The organism is Paraburkholderia haematera (assembly GCF_905220975.1).
Classification (GTDB): Bacteria; Pseudomonadota; Gammaproteobacteria; order Burkholderiales; family Burkholderiaceae; genus Paraburkholderia; species Paraburkholderia haematera.
In genome coordinates this window covers 428,091-441,789 of the sequence record NZ_CAJNBK010000003.1, presented here as the reverse complement: position 1 = coordinate 441,789, position 13,699 = coordinate 428,091, and the positions used below count along the sequence as shown (strand labels likewise).

10 protein-coding genes are annotated in these 13,699 nt (G+C 62.8%); 7 read left to right on the top strand and 3 right to left on the bottom strand.

Translation table 11 applies throughout. The annotated features are described in order from the left end of the window. Nucleotides 1-3: 3 nt before the first annotated feature. The gene (locus KHO23_RS09225) at nt 4-1,191 is read right to left on the bottom strand and encodes an NAD(P)/FAD-dependent oxidoreductase (RefSeq protein ID WP_211610687.1); all 1,188 of its coding nucleotides are present in this window, start codon (nt 1,189-1,191) and stop codon (nt 4-6) included. Between the two features lie 186 nt (nt 1,192-1,377). Between KHO23_RS09225 and KHO23_RS09220 the strand changes: the two genes are divergently transcribed. Beyond that, nucleotides 1,378-2,343, top strand: coding sequence for a LysR family transcriptional regulator (locus KHO23_RS09220; RefSeq protein ID WP_211610686.1), 966 nt, complete (start codon nt 1,378-1,380; stop codon nt 2,341-2,343). A gap of 353 nt (nt 2,344-2,696) precedes the next feature. Here the strand turns inward: KHO23_RS09220 and KHO23_RS09215 are convergent, their stop codons facing one another. Continuing rightward, the gene (locus tag KHO23_RS09215; protein WP_211610685.1) at nt 2,697-3,299 is read right to left on the bottom strand and encodes a helix-turn-helix domain-containing protein; all 603 of its coding nucleotides are present in this window, start codon (nt 3,297-3,299) and stop codon (nt 2,697-2,699) included. Between the two features lie 237 nt (nt 3,300-3,536). Here KHO23_RS09215 and glnT point away from each other — a divergent pair, with 237 nt between their 5' ends. From glnT to KHO23_RS09185, 6 genes are all read left to right on the top strand, one after another. Then, nucleotides 3,537-4,925, top strand: coding sequence for a type III glutamate--ammonia ligase (gene glnT, locus KHO23_RS09210; protein ID WP_211610684.1), 1,389 nt, complete (start codon nt 3,537-3,539; stop codon nt 4,923-4,925). An 11-nt stretch (nt 4,926-4,936) separates the two neighbouring features. After that, entirely contained in the window at nt 4,937-5,845 is a 909-nt protein-coding gene (locus KHO23_RS09205) for a class II glutamine amidotransferase (protein ID WP_211610683.1), read from the top strand. After that, nucleotides 5,833-6,522, top strand: a complete 690-nt coding sequence (locus KHO23_RS09200) for a GltB/FmdC/FwdC-like GXGXG domain-containing protein (RefSeq protein WP_211610682.1) — start codon at nt 5,833-5,835, stop codon at nt 6,520-6,522. The genes KHO23_RS09205 and KHO23_RS09200 overlap by 13 nt, the downstream gene beginning before the upstream one ends. Before the next feature lie 25 nt (nt 6,523-6,547). After that, a complete protein-coding gene (locus KHO23_RS09195; RefSeq protein ID WP_211610681.1) occupies nt 6,548-7,909 on the top strand; it encodes an FMN-binding glutamate synthase family protein in 1,362 nt (453 codons plus the stop codon). An 81-nt stretch (nt 7,910-7,990) separates the two neighbouring features. Beyond that, nucleotides 7,991-9,436, top strand: coding sequence for an APC family permease (locus KHO23_RS09190; RefSeq protein WP_211610680.1), 1,446 nt, complete (start codon nt 7,991-7,993; stop codon nt 9,434-9,436). Continuing rightward, nucleotides 9,437-11,254: a bifunctional protein-serine/threonine kinase/phosphatase gene (locus tag KHO23_RS09185; protein ID WP_211610679.1), complete on the top strand. Its 1,818-nt coding sequence runs from the start codon at nt 9,437-9,439 to the stop codon at nt 11,252-11,254. Between the two features lie 85 nt (nt 11,255-11,339). Here KHO23_RS09185 and KHO23_RS09180 read toward each other — a convergent pair whose 3' ends face one another. After that, nucleotides 11,340-13,691, bottom strand: a complete 2,352-nt coding sequence (locus KHO23_RS09180) for a DUF1989 domain-containing protein (RefSeq protein ID WP_211610678.1) — start codon at nt 13,689-13,691, stop codon at nt 11,340-11,342. Nucleotides 13,692-13,699: the final 8 nt, after the last annotated feature.

The window sequence follows — 13,699 nt, the reverse complement described above, 5'->3', positions numbered from 1 at the left end:
AAATCAGGAAACCGCGCCGGAACCGTATTTGCCCACTAGCAGGGCGCCGCTGGCGAACCGGTCGAGCGCGTAGGGCGCGAGGGAAACGTCGGTGGGCTGACCGAGCGCATGCTGGGCGAGAATCCTGCCGATGCCCGGTGAGAGTTTGAAGCCGTGCCCCGAGAATCCGAAGCCGACCACGAGTCCCTCGATATCGGCGACCTTGCCCAGCACCGGATTCCAGTCGGGCGTCACGTCGTAGACGCCGGTCCACGACGAAGCGAGCCCCGCGGCTTCATAAGCGGGGAAACGTTCGGCGACCTGGGCGCCGACTTCGGCGACATAGTCGAGCGAGATATCGCCCTGTTCCGTTTCCGGCGAGTTCAGCGTTTCGCCGACCACCCCTTCGGACACGAGCATCTGGTTGCCGCCATAGCTGCGGTAATAGAGCATGCCGGCCGAGCCCAGGTCCTTGAACGCAGGCATCTTGAACGAGTATGCGGCGCCCTCGCATTCGAGCGCGAGCACCGTGTGACGCTCCGGCTTGACCGGTAGCGGTACGCCGATCCAGCCGGCGAGTTCCGGCGTCCAGATGTTTTGCGTGCTGATGAGGGTGCCGCAGCCGAAGTTGCCTGCGCTCGTCTCGACTCCGGTGATCCGGCGTCCTTCGCGAATGAGGCCCGTCACCGTGACGCCTTCCATGATCTTGACGCCACGCCGGCGCGCCGAACGGGCAAAGCCGGTGGCGACCAGATAGGCGTCGGCAAAACCCGCTTCTGGTTCGAAGCCGATCAGCGCGGCGTCGTCGAAACTTGCAATCGGCAGGCGCTCGTGCGCCTCGCCCTTATCAAGCAACTGCACTTCGATACCCATGTCCCGCTGCGCGGCGAGCGAGGCGCTGAGCGGCTCCAGCTTGTCGCCCTCGGGCGAGCAGATCAGATAACCGCATTTGACGAGGCCGCAGGACGCTTCGTCGTCGCCGACGTAGTCGGCGAAGTTATTGAACGCCCACCACGACGAGCGCGCGAGTTCCACATTCTGGCGTACCGAATAATGCGTGCGCAGCAGGCCGGACGACTGCGAGGTGGTGCCCGCGCCGATCGTGCCCTGCTCGATGACCAGCACGCTCTGCGCACCTAGTGCGGCAAGATGATGCGCGACCGACGCGCCGATAACACCAGCGCCGATCACGATGAAATCGTAGTGGCTCATGTGAACCTCTGTGTGGGCAATGAGGCGAATTCTAGGAAAACGCCGGGCGCGCTAATTTTGTATTAGGCAAACTTATGGCGACCCAATGCAATTTCTCATCCTGAACACCGGCTTTGCAAACATCGGCACCATGCTTTCGTGCCGCACAGGATGACCGGTAAGTCACCAACGCGAGCGGAGCATGCCATGAGACGAACCCCGACCCCGATCGATCTGCGCGCGCTGCAGGCGTTCGTCGCCGTGTGTGAAAGCGGCTCGATGACGGGCGCCGCGAAGCAGCTCGGCGTGAGCCAGAGCGCCATCAGCCAGTCGATTGCCGCGTTGGAGCGCGATCAGGGCCTGACGCTGTTCGACCGCGAGAGCCGCCCGCCGCGGCCGAATGTGGCGGGGCGCGCGCTGCTCGAACTGGCGGACCCGTTGATCGAGCATGCAAAGATGGTCAGCGCCCGCATCGGTGATGCGTCGCATACGGGCAAGATGCCGGTGCGCCTCGGCTGTGTCGATTCGTTCGCCGCAACCGTCGGCCCAGAGCTGATCCGCGCAGTGTCGAATTCGGAGCGGCAGATTTCGATGTGGTCCGGCCTGACGCCGGGCCTGAGCAAGCAGCTGCACGACCGGGAACTGGATATTGCGATCTGTACGCAGACCACGCTGAACGATGCACGGATCGTCGAAGTGCCGCTGTTTTCCGAGGCGTTCGTCGTGGTGGTTGCGCGCAGCCATCTGAGCGGACGCCGCAATATCGATTGGCGCTCGCTTGCGCTGGAAATGCCGCTGATCCGTTACACGGCGCGCTCGGTGATCGGCCAGCAGATCGAGCGTTTCGCGCGGCACCTGGGCATCGAGAGTCCGCGACGTTACGAGTTCGACGCGACCGATCCGCTGCTGAGTCTGGTGGCGGCGCGCGTAGGTTTCGCGATTTCGACGCCCTTGTGTTTGTGGCAGGCACGTCACTACCTGGACGATATCGCGGTGATGGCGTTGCCGCCAAGCCGGCTCGGGCGGCGCGATTTCTTTCTGCTGCACCGGCAGGGCGAATGGGATCAGTTCGCCGGCGACATCGTCATGCTGACGCGCGGCGTGCTCGATAACACGATCCAGCCGTCGCTGGCGCGGGCGCTGCCCGATTTGCCGGCCGACGCGCTGAGGTGACACGAGGGACGTGGATCGCGAGTAGCTGTTGACACGTCCGCTGTGAACGGACTGCCGGTTTTGCTACGCATGGTCGAGACGTCGCTGCACGCGGTTCAGGCGCCATAACGCCGCTTTGCATAAGCATTGCTTTTGAAGCTGCTTAACCGCGCACTTCGTTCTTGTGCAAAGTCGCACCAGCTGCAGCGAAGATGTGCACCGCAGTCGAGCCAGCGAGCGCTTCAGCCGGAATGCCGCCAAAGGCTCATTGCGTCCAATGCGTTTATTGATGGGAATTTTTGATTCACACAGATAAACATGGCACAAACGTTGCATAGGTTTGGGCGTTGGGCGTGAGCGGACGCAGCGAGAAATCAGTCAGTGCTCGATTGCGGGTACACAAAGATCGACAGGAACTGAATGGGCGTCTTGATCAGGCGTTCTGGCCCGTGTGGTATTTCACCCTGGAAGGTGAGGGTGTCACCGGGATGCAGGACGTAGGTGTGCTGGCCGTGGCGGTATTCGATCACGCCCTTGAGCATGTGGATGAATTCGGTGCCCGGATGCTCGAACACGGGAAAGCGTTCGGCTTCGTCTTCCATTGTGATCAGGAAGGGTTCGAAGAGCTTGCGCGGACCCTGGTCGTAAGCGAGCAGGTGATAGGTGTGACCGCTTTTGGTGCCTTTGCGGACCACCTCCATGCCGGCACCTTTTTTGACGAGCTGTGCACCGCCTTGCGGCACGTCGAAATTGCGGAACAGCATGGAGAGCGAAACGCCGAGCGCCTGGGCGATGCGGTTGAGCACTTCAAGGCCTGCGGAGGTTTGCGCGTTCTCGATCTTCGAGAGCATGCCGCGGCTGATGCCGGCCTGCGCGGAGACCTGGGCGATCGTCAGGCCGTGGCGCTGGCGTAGCTCGCGAATCGTGATACCGAGGTAGCGTTCGAGCGGCGTTTTGTTGTCTTCACCGTTTTGCATGTGGGCCTCAGGGAAAAGGGAAGCGTAGCAGATTGCAGCGCGGAGTCGCGCGCGAAGAGTTTCACCATGGGAATCATAGTTGCTCTCCAATAAAGTTTCCGTCTGACTGACGACAGGCTTGAAGCGCGCCGCAAGCGGTGTTCAACAGCAGCGTTCGAAAGCGTGTTGCATAGCCCGGTCACATGCGTTGCATGTGGCTTTTTCAACCCACGAACAATGTTGTAGCAAGGAGTGGCGATGAACCTGAACGATGCGAGCAAGCTGCCGGTCAACGAACTCGGATGCGTGCCCCGCTTCGGCTCGGCGGAAGAGGCGCAAGCTTATCTGTCGCAGCAGGGCGTGAAGTACGTGCTGGCGCAGTTTGTCGATATTCATGGCGTGGCCAAGGCAAAGTCGGTCCCGGTCAGTCATCTGAAGAGCGTGTTGAAAGCGGGCGCCGGTTTCGCGGGATTTGCGATCTGGGGTGTCGGCATCGAGCCGAACGGTCCCGACTACATGGCCGTCGGCGATCTGGCGACGCTCACGCCGGTGCCGTGGCAGCCGGGTCTGGCACGGATCGTCTGCGACGGACACGTGAATGGAGAGGCGTGGCAATACGATTCGCGTGTGACGCTGAAGAAGCAGGTTGCGCGGATGACCGAGCGCAACTGGACCCTCTTCACGGGTCTGGAGCCGGAATTTTCGCTGCTGCGCCGTTCGGCGTCCGGCACGCTGGAGCCCTGCGATCCGAGCGATACGCTCGCCAAGCCGTGCTACGACTACAAGGGCCTCTCGCGTACGCGCGTCTTCCTGGAAAAGCTCACCGAATCGATGCGCGCGGTCGGCATCGACGTCTATCAGATCGATCACGAAGACGCCAACGGGCAGTTCGAAATCAACTACACGTACACCGATTGCCTGACCTCATGCGATCACTACGTGTTCTTCAAGATGGCGGCCTCCGAGATCGCCAATGAACTCGGCATGATCTGCTCGTTCATGCCGAAGCCGTTCGCGAACCGCCCGGGCAACGGCATGCATATGCATATGTCGATCGGCGACGGCGAGCGCAACCTGTTCGCCGATCCCGCCGACAAGCTCGGCATGGGGCTTTCGTCGCTCGGCTACCAGTTCACGGCCGGTCTGCTCGCGCACGCGCCCGCGCTGACCGCGCTGTGCAATCCGACGGTGAACTCGTACAAGCGCCTCGTGGTTGGCCGCTCGCTGACTGGCGCAACCTGGGCGCCGGCCTACATCAGCTATGGCGACAACAATCGCTCGACGATGGTGCGCATGCCTGGCGAACGTATCGAACTTCGCCTGCCAGACGGCGCGTGCAATCCCTATCTCGCGACGGCAGCAGTGATCGCCGCGGGACTCGACGGCATCGACCGCGGCATGTCGCCGGGCGAACCGGCTAACGAAAACCTGTACGAATGGTCGCCCACGCGGCTCTCGGAGCACGGCATTGGCGTTCTGCCGCAGAACCTTGAGCAGGCGCTCGACGCGCTCGAAAGCGACCGCGTGATCTGCGACGCGCTCGGCCCGGTTGCCGACGAATTCCTCAAGCTCAAACGGATGGAGTGGCTCGAATACATGCGCCACGTGTCGGACTGGGAACTGAAGACCTACCTCGAATTTTTCTAAGGAGAACCACAATGTGCGGAATTGTAGGCTTGCTGGTGAAGACGCCGGCACTGCGCGAGAGGCTGGGCGTTCTGATGGTGCCGATGCTGATCGGCATGACCGAGCGTGGACCGGATTCGGCGGGCCTTGCGGTGTTCGGCAAACCGGTCGATGCGAGCCAGCGCAAGCTGAGCATCTACGCGGGCTTCACCGAAGAAGGCGCGGATTTCGCGTGGCAGCCGCTGGTGGAAGCGCTGAACACGGCGATGGATGTCAACGCGCGTATCGACTCGAAAGGCAATCACGGAGTGCTGACTGTGCAGGGCAACGTCGAGCGCGTGAAGACGTGGCTGCGCGAGCGCTATCCGAAGCTTTATCTGCTCTCGAGCGGACGTTCGATCGATCTGTACAAGGATATCGGCTCGCCTTCGCAAGTTGCCGAGCGTTATGACTTTGCGAACCTGAAGGGCTCGCATCTGGTCGGCCATACACGCATGGCGACGGAATCGGCGGTCACGCCCGACCGCGCGCATCCGTTCACAGCCGGCGACGATTTCTGTCTGGTGCATAACGGTTCGCTGTCGAACGCGCATGGCGTGCGCCGCAAGCTCGAACCGCAAGGCATTCACTTCGATACCGACAACGATACCGAAGCCGCCTGCCGCTTTCTCGAATGGCGGCTGCGCGAAGGCGACACGCTGCCGGTCGCATTGCAGAAGGGTTTCGAAGAACTCGACGGCTTCTACACGTTCTTGATGGGCACCTCGACCGAACTCGCGCTGATTCGCGATCCGTTCGCATGCAAGCCGGCGGTGGTCGCGGAAAACGACGACTACGTCGCGATTGCTTCCGAGTTCCGTTCGCTCGCGCATCTGCCTGATATCAAGAACGCCAGGGTCTTCGAACCCGCACCTGAGGAGATGTATGTATGGAAAGCCTGACATTCGATCTGGAGCGCAAGACGGTCCGAGAGCTGAACCAGTTCTTGCACCAACCCGCGAGCGAACTGGAAGGCCAGGCGGTGACGGTCGTCTCGCCGAACGGCGCGCATAACCTCGCAGTCGGCGTGGATGCACCGGTGAAAGTCACGATCGCCGGTCACGCCGGCTATTACGCGGGCGGCATGAACAAACACGCGACGATCGAGATCGACGGCAGCGCCGGCACTGGCGTCGCGGAAAACATGATGAGCGGCAAGGTACATGTGAAGGGTTTCGCGTCGAACGGCGCGGGCGCTTCGGCGCATGGCGGCCTGCTGGTGATCGACGGTGATGCGGGCCTGCGCTGCGGTATTTCGCTGAAGGGCGGCGACATCGTGGTGGGTGGTTCGGTGGGCAGCTTCTCGGCGTTCATGGCCCAGGCCGGGCGCATGGTGATCTGCGGCGATGCCGGCGACGCGCTCGGCGACTCGCTTTACGAGGCGGTGCTGTACGTGCGCGGCGAAGTGAAATCGCTTGGCGCGGACGCGCAATACGAGCCGATGACGCAGGCGGATATCGACGCGGTGCGCGGACTGCTGACAGCCGCAGCCATGGATCACGACCCGGCCTCGTTCAAACGGATCGCCTCTGCTCGCACGCTCTATCACTGGAACGCGGACGCGAACCAGGAATATTGAACACACGCTCTCGATGAAGGTCCCCATGGAAGCCAAACCCGTTCACTTCGCCCGCTTGCAGCAGGAAGAGTCGCAAGGCTACGACCGCAAGACGATCGACTATATCCACGCCGCCGCGCAGCGCGGCCTCTACGAAATTCGCGGTCTGGGCGCGAAACGCCGCGTGCCGCATTTCGACGATCTGCTATTCCTCGGTGCCTCGTTGTCACGCTATCCGCTCGAAGGGTATCGCGAGAAATGCGCGACGCAGACCGTGCTCGGCACGCGCTTCGCCACGAAACCGGTCGTGCTCGACATTCCGATCACGATTGCCGGCATGAGCTTCGGCGCGCTGTCCGCGAACGTGAAAGAAGCGCTCGGGCAGGCCGCGACCGCGATGGGCACCTCGACCACCACCGGCGACGGCGGCATGACGCAGGAAGAACGCCGCTCGTCGAAGACGCTGGTCTATCAGTGCCTGCCGTCGCGCTATGGCTTCAACCCGGACGACGTGCGCCGCGCCGACGCGATCGAAATCGTGATCGGCCAGGGCGCGAAACCGGGCGGCGGCGGCATGCTGCTCGGGCAGAAGGTCAATCCGCGTGTCGCCTCGATGCGCACGTTGCCGGCCGGTGTCGATCAGCGTTCGGCGAGCCGTCATCCGGACTGGACCGGCCCGGACGATCTGGCGATCAAGATTAAGGAACTGCGCGAAATCACCGATTGGGAAAAACCGATCTACGTGAAGGTCGGCGCAACCCGCACGTTCAACGACGTCAAGCTTGCGGTGCATGCGGGCGCGGACGTGGTAGTGATCGACGGGATGCAGGGCGGCACGGCGGCGACGCAGACCTGCTTCATCGAGAACGTCGGCATTCCGACGCTGGCCGCGGTTCGTCAGGCCGTCGATGCGCTCGAAGATCTGAATATGAAGGGCCAGGTACAACTGATCGTCTCGGGCGGCATCCGCACAGGTGCAGACGTGGCGAAGGCATTGGCGCTCGGCGCGGACGCGGTGGCGATCGGGCAGGGCATGTTGATGGCGCTCGGTTGTAACAGCGATACGTACTTTCAGCACGGCACGCTGCATTCGGCGGCGGCTGACTACGCGGCGCTGAACACGTCGCCGGGTTTCTGCCATCACTGCCATACGGGCAAGTGCCCGGTCGGCGTGACCACGCAGGACGCCGTGCTCGAACAACGTGTTCAGCCGGATGAAGGGTCGCGCCGCGTGCGCAACTATCTGAAGACGCTGAACATGGAACTGACGACGATCGCGCGTGCGTGCGGCAAGCAGAACGTCCATCACCTCGAACCGGAGGATCTGGTCGCGTTGACGGTCGAGGCGGCGGCAATGGCGCGCATTCCACTCGCGGGTACTTCGTGGATTCCCGGATGGACCAGGTGAATTAAGTTGTTTCGAGATTTTTGACTGTGGAAAAGTTGAGCGCATTCAACCTTGATTCACCCATCTATCAGGAGCCCTGACATGAGCACTCCGCAAAGCAGCACGCAAGTCGCGCCAACAGCGCCGGCATCATCCGGCGGCCTGCGTGCCGGTACTTTAGGTTTTGGCGAGGTGATCGGCCAATCTATCGCGAACCTTTCGCCGACCTTCACGCCGTCGATCAACGTGACCGCGATCGCGGCGCTGGCCGGCGCAGGGACCTGGCTGATCTATGGTCTTTCAACGCTCGGGCTGCTGCTGGTGAGCATGAGCATCATCGCGCTCTCTAGCCGGATCGCGACGGCTGGTTCGTTCTTTATCTATATCTCGCGCGCGCTCGGGCCGATGGCCGGTGGCATTGCCGGCTGGGGCCTGATTGCGGCTTATGTGGGCACCGCAATGGGGGTTGGCGCCGCAGGCGTCGTGTTCGTCCAGAACGCGTTTTCGGCCTGGGGCATCAATATCCCGTCGTGGGCGGTCTACACGATCTTTGTCGGGCTGGCCTGGTTCTTCTCGGCACGTGACGTGAAGCTTTCCTCGCGCCTGTCGCTGGCGATCGAAGCCGCTTCGGTAGTGATCGTGGGCGGTGTGCTGATCTATGTGCTCGCACTGCATCCGGACCATATCATCGACCATACGCAGTTGGGGCTGCAGGGCGTGAGCAGCAAGGGCATGGCGCAGGGCATGGTGCTCGGCATTTTCTCGTACGTGGGTTTCGAAAGCGCTGCTTCGCTCGGCCAGGAAACCAGGAACCCACTGCGCGTGATTCCGCGCGCGGTGATCTGGAGCGTGATTCTGTCGGGCCTGTTTTTTATGTTTGTGGCCTACTCGATGACGATCGCTTACCACGGTGACACAGCCAAGCTCGGCGCCGATTCGGCCGTGCTCAGCACCTTGCTCGCGAGCGTCGGCGCCTCGCCGCTCGGTCCGGTGTTTTATCTGATCGCCTCGATCAGTGCGTTCTCCTGCGTGCTTGCGTGCATCAACTCGTCCAGCCGCCTGCTGTATTCGATGGGCCGCTATCAGTTCGTGCACCGCTCGATGGGCATGGTTCACCGCACGCACCAGACACCGTACCTGGCCGTTGCGTTCTCCTCGATCGTGACCTTCGTGGTGTGCATTGCGATGCTCGGCACGGGGCCGCTCAACACCTTCGGCTATACCAGTACGTTTGCGACCTTTGGCTTCCTGGTCGTGTATTTCCTGGTCGCAATCTCGGCACCGGTTTATCTGAAGAAGCAGGGTGAGCTCAAGACGAGTAACGTTGTGTGGGGCGTGCTCGGCGCACTGGCGATGGTCGGCGCGGTGATCGGCAGCGTGTATCCGGTGCCCGATTATCCGTATAACATCCTGCCGTATCTGTTCGTTGCGTATATGCTGGTTGGCGCAGTCTGGTTGTTGATGCTCAAGAAGCGCTCGCCGCAGGTGCTCGAGAAGATCGAGCACGATCTGGAAACAAGCGACGTGATGACCCACGGCAAAAAGTAAATGAGTCAACCCTTCTCCCCGGATAGCTTGCCCGCACCGGACACGGGCCGGATGCCAGACGATCCAGAGAGAAGGCCCGCTAGCCGTCGCGGCATGGGCGGCCAGGAAATCGATCTGCAATTGCGGCCGGAGCGCGGCGAGTGTGCCGCCCTCGAGATCGGTTGTGTCTCTTCCCCTGCCCGCGCCCGCGGGCAGGATCACATCAACGAAGACTATGTCGGCGTGATGCTCGGCGATCTGGCGGCGCGCGCCGCGCGTGGCAGCGTGATCGCTCTCGCCGATGGTGTGAGCGGCAGCAAGGGCGGGCGGGTCGCGGCCGAACTCTCGGTGCGGACCTTTATCGATGCCTATTACGGGCTCCCCGACACCTTGCAGCCCGGCGTGGCCGCTGCACGCGCGCTCGAGGCGATACACGGCTGGCTGCATCAGATTGGCCGCGTCGATCCCGCACTGGAGCAGATGGCTGCGTCCTTTGCGGCGCTGATCGTGCGCCGCGCCACCGCGTATCTGGTGGCGGCTGGCGATGTGCGGCTCTATCTGCTGCGCGATGGCCAACTGACCCAGCTCGGCGACGACGACGTGGTGCCGGTCGCCTTCGGTTCTTATGTGGCGCATGCGGTCGGCATGCTGCCGACGCTGGTGACTCGCATCGAAACCCTTGAGTTGCGCGAGGGCGACCGCCTGCTGATGTGCTCCGACGGGCTCTATCGCCGCGTACCGATGCGCGAACTGCAAACGGTGCTGGCGGCGCGCAACGGTGCGCTCGAAACTGCCCGCCGGCTCGGCGCGCTGGCGGTGACGCGCGGCTCGCAGGACGACGTGACGAGCGCGGTGCTCGATGTGGGCAGCCTGCCTTTGCTCGATGTCGGTTACCTTGAACGGGTGGTCGGCGCCTTGCCGATTCCGGCTGTGCCCGACGCTGGCGAGGTGGTCGATGGCTATCTGCTCAAGAGCGTGTTGAGCGATGGCTTTTATTCGCGGATTTTCGCCGGCTACGATCTGGACGATCCGAATACGCCGCTCGCGCTCAAGTTTCCCAAGCCGCGTGTCGAGCAGGACGAGAACGTGCGCCAGTCGATCGTGCGTGAACGCTGGCTGGCCGGCAAGATCGGCGACGATGGCGTGCTCGCGCCGATGCCGGTCGATGCCGACCGGCAAACCCGGCTCTATGTGGTGATGCCGCTCGGCGCAGGCGTCACGCTCGAGAAACTGCTCGCGGCGTCTCAGCCCATGGCGCTGCCGCGTGCGCTCGAGATCGCACGGCAACTGGGCCGTTCGATCGACGTGCTGAATCGCCGCGACATCTTCCATCGCGACATCAAACCCGAGAACGTGCTGGTGATGCGAGACGGTAGTACGCGCCTGCTCGATCTCGGTTTCGGTTATATGCCGGGCATGCAGTTGCCGGGCCCCGACACCGCACCGGGCTCGCCCGCTTATATGGCGCCTGAGTTGATGAAGGGGGCACAGGGCGATGCGCGCTCCGAGGTGTTCGCGTACGGCGTGACGCTGTACCGGCTGTTCAGCGGCGGCAAACTCCCCTACGGCTTTAATGGCCGCGTACCGCTCTATCAGTACCGGCTCGACGCGCCGCAATGGCTCGACCTGGTGCTGGAGAAAGCCCTGCAGCCCGATCCGGCGCGCAGGTATCAGGACGTGCTCGAAGTCTGCGCTGATCTCGAACGTTTTTCGAGCGGTCGAGACGCAATGGCACCGATTCGGCGTAAGCCCTTGCTCGAGAGCGATCCGGTGCTGTTCTGGCAGTTGGTCGTGGTGCTGTTGCTGGCGCTGCTGTTGTGGTCCTTGATGCGGCATTGAGCGGGGCTGAGTGGCGAGGCATCCGCCGCGCCACTCGGCGCAAGCCGCGCGCCATGGCCCACGCCCGGGTCTGTGCTGCTGCCGTTCAAGCGCGGACACGGCTCTTGTCCGGATCGTAGAAGATCGGCGCCACGACTTGAGCGTCGATGCGTTTCTGATGCCCGTCGATCTTGCCGATCTGCACGCGTGTTCCCGGTTCGGCATGGGCGATATCGATCCGGCACAGTGCAATGTTCTTGCCGAGGATCGGTGAGCGCACGCCGCTCGTGACCACGCCGATCTGCGCGCGCGCGTTGTGTTGCCCGTGCACGCAGTCTCCGTGATGCGCCGGCTCATTGCCGTCGAGTTCCAGCCCAACCAGCTTGTGCCGCGGATGCGCACTGCGGGCAAGCAAAGCGTCACGGCCGATGAAGTCGTCGGTTTTGGTTTTCAGCGGCACCGAGAAGCCGATGCCTGCTTCGAATGGATCGGTTTCGTCGGTGAACTCGTAGCCGGCGAAGATCAGGCCGGCTTCGACGCGCAGCATATCGAGCGCGTTCAGTCCGAGCGGGACCATGCCTAGCGGTTGTCCAGCCGACCACAGGCGGTCCCATACGCGTTCGGCATCTTGCGGATGACACCAGAGCTCATAGCCGAGTTCGCCGGTATAGCCGGTGCGCGAGACCATAATCGGACAGCCTTCGTAGTCGTCGAGCCGGCCAACCAGAAAGCGGAACCAGCCGAGGCTCTCGAGCGCCGGCTGGGTGGACGGCGTCCACACCATCTCCTTCAGCAATTCGCGGCTCAGCGGCCCCTGAATCGACAGATTGTGAATCTGATCCGATGCCGATTTGATCCACACTTTCATGCCGAGCGCCGCGGCCTGCTCGCGCAGCCAGACACCGGCGTAGTCTTCACCGCAAATCCAGCGGAAATTGTCTGGGCCAAGGCGCAACAGTGTGCCGTCGTCGAGCATGCCGCCGTGCGGATAACACATCGCCGAATACACGACCTGACCGACAGCGAGGCGCCGGACGTCGCGCGTCAGGCAGTATTGCAACAGGGCTTCCGCGTCGGGACCGATGATCTCGAACTTGCGAAGCGCGGACAGATCCATCATGGCGACGCGCTCGCGGCAGCCGAAGTATTCTTCAACCGTGCCGAAGCCCTCGTAGTGCGTAGGCAGCCACCAGCCGCGATAGTCAGTGAAATGGCGGGTGAGCGCAGAGGTCTTTGCGTGAAAGCCTGACTCGCGGGTCAGGACCGGTTCGGCATCGGGCGTGGTTCGGGTAGCCATGGCAATGGAGAAGCGTTCCTTGTTCGGATAGACGCGAATCTGGATATCGGTCGGATTCCAGCCATTCGCGGGATCGATGTCGTCGGGACAGGACGAGCTCACGCACACGAGATCGGTCAGCGCGCGCATCAGCACGTAGTCGCCTGGACGCGACCACGGCTCATCGAGCGTCATTTGCTGGTGGGCGTTGATGCCGGTGTTGAAGAAGAAATTGATCGCGGGCCAGCCGGGGCGCGGCGCCACATTGAAAGCGGCGAGGGCGCGGCTCATGTTGTCGCTGCAGTTGCTATGGCCGAAGTAGCCCTGGCTTTCGTAGTAGCGCGCCGCGCACGCCAGTGCAAACGAGTCGTGACGGCCAACCGTGTCGCGCACCACTTCGAGCATGGGTTGCATGCGTCGATTGAAGAACTTCGAGAACAGACCGGGAGCGGGATACGCATTGCCGTTCAGCGTTCTCGTCACGGTCTGGTCGAGATCGAGTTCTTCGTTTCGATCGAGCGCGGCGAGGTCGAATGCGACGAAATCCGAACATTGCCGGCCCGCGACGTCCAGCACCTGAATGTATTCTCCCGCGCGCACCGTGTACGCGGTGGCCGTGCCGGGGTGGATCGTGAAGTCGTTCAGTGCGTCGGCCAGGGGGGCAGAAAGCGGCGGCGCGGCAAGCAGCGCGGGATTCGCGCGATCGATCGTGAGACGCAAATCGGTGGGCGGATTCTGCGAATCGATTGCGCTTGCGACGCCTGGCGCGGCGGCAATGACGAGCAGCGCTTCGGCGGCTACGAGATTGCGCGCAAATCCCGCCGGCGTATCGCCGCTCCAGATGGCCGCCGCGGGCTGCCGTGCACTCGCACTGACGCCACGCTTGAGCAGACCGGTCAGCACAGGCGAGGACGGGCCGTTATGCAAAAGACTCGCAATGAATGATGCGTCGGCCGACGCTTGCAGTTCGAGCGCGGCCAGCGCGGCTTTGCCTTGCGTGTCGAACGCCATCAGTTCGCAGGGCTGCCGGCCTTCGATATCGACGATCTGCAACGTATCGCCGGGCGCGAGCGCGACGACCGTGAAGCCGCCGCCTGCCACGCGATATCGTTCGCGTCCAGCCGTGCGGGCAAACAGCGCAGGCTCCGCAGGGCGCGAGCTTATGGGGGGCCGTATCAGCATGTTCTTCC

Coding starts and splice junctions, on each gene's coding strand:
- KHO23_RS09225 (WP_211610687.1), bottom strand. CDS start 1,191: ATGAGCCACTACGATTTCATCGTGATCGGCGCTGGTGTTATCGGCGCG.
- KHO23_RS09220 (WP_211610686.1), top strand. CDS start 1,378: ATGAGACGAACCCCGACCCCGATCGATCTGCGCGCGCTGCAGGCGTTC.
- KHO23_RS09215 (WP_211610685.1), bottom strand. CDS start 3,299: ATGCAAAACGGTGAAGACAACAAAACGCCGCTCGAACGCTACCTCGGT.
- glnT (WP_211610684.1), top strand. CDS start 3,537: ATGAACCTGAACGATGCGAGCAAGCTGCCGGTCAACGAACTCGGATGC.
- KHO23_RS09205 (WP_211610683.1), top strand. CDS start 4,937: ATGTGCGGAATTGTAGGCTTGCTGGTGAAGACGCCGGCACTGCGCGAG.
- KHO23_RS09200 (WP_211610682.1), top strand. CDS start 5,833: ATGGAAAGCCTGACATTCGATCTGGAGCGCAAGACGGTCCGAGAGCTG.
- KHO23_RS09195 (WP_211610681.1), top strand. CDS start 6,548: ATGGAAGCCAAACCCGTTCACTTCGCCCGCTTGCAGCAGGAAGAGTCG.
- KHO23_RS09190 (WP_211610680.1), top strand. CDS start 7,991: ATGAGCACTCCGCAAAGCAGCACGCAAGTCGCGCCAACAGCGCCGGCA.
- KHO23_RS09185 (WP_211610679.1), top strand. CDS start 9,437: ATGAGTCAACCCTTCTCCCCGGATAGCTTGCCCGCACCGGACACGGGC.
- KHO23_RS09180 (WP_211610678.1), bottom strand. CDS start 13,691: ATGCTGATACGGCCCCCCATAAGCTCGCGCCCTGCGGAGCCTGCGCTG.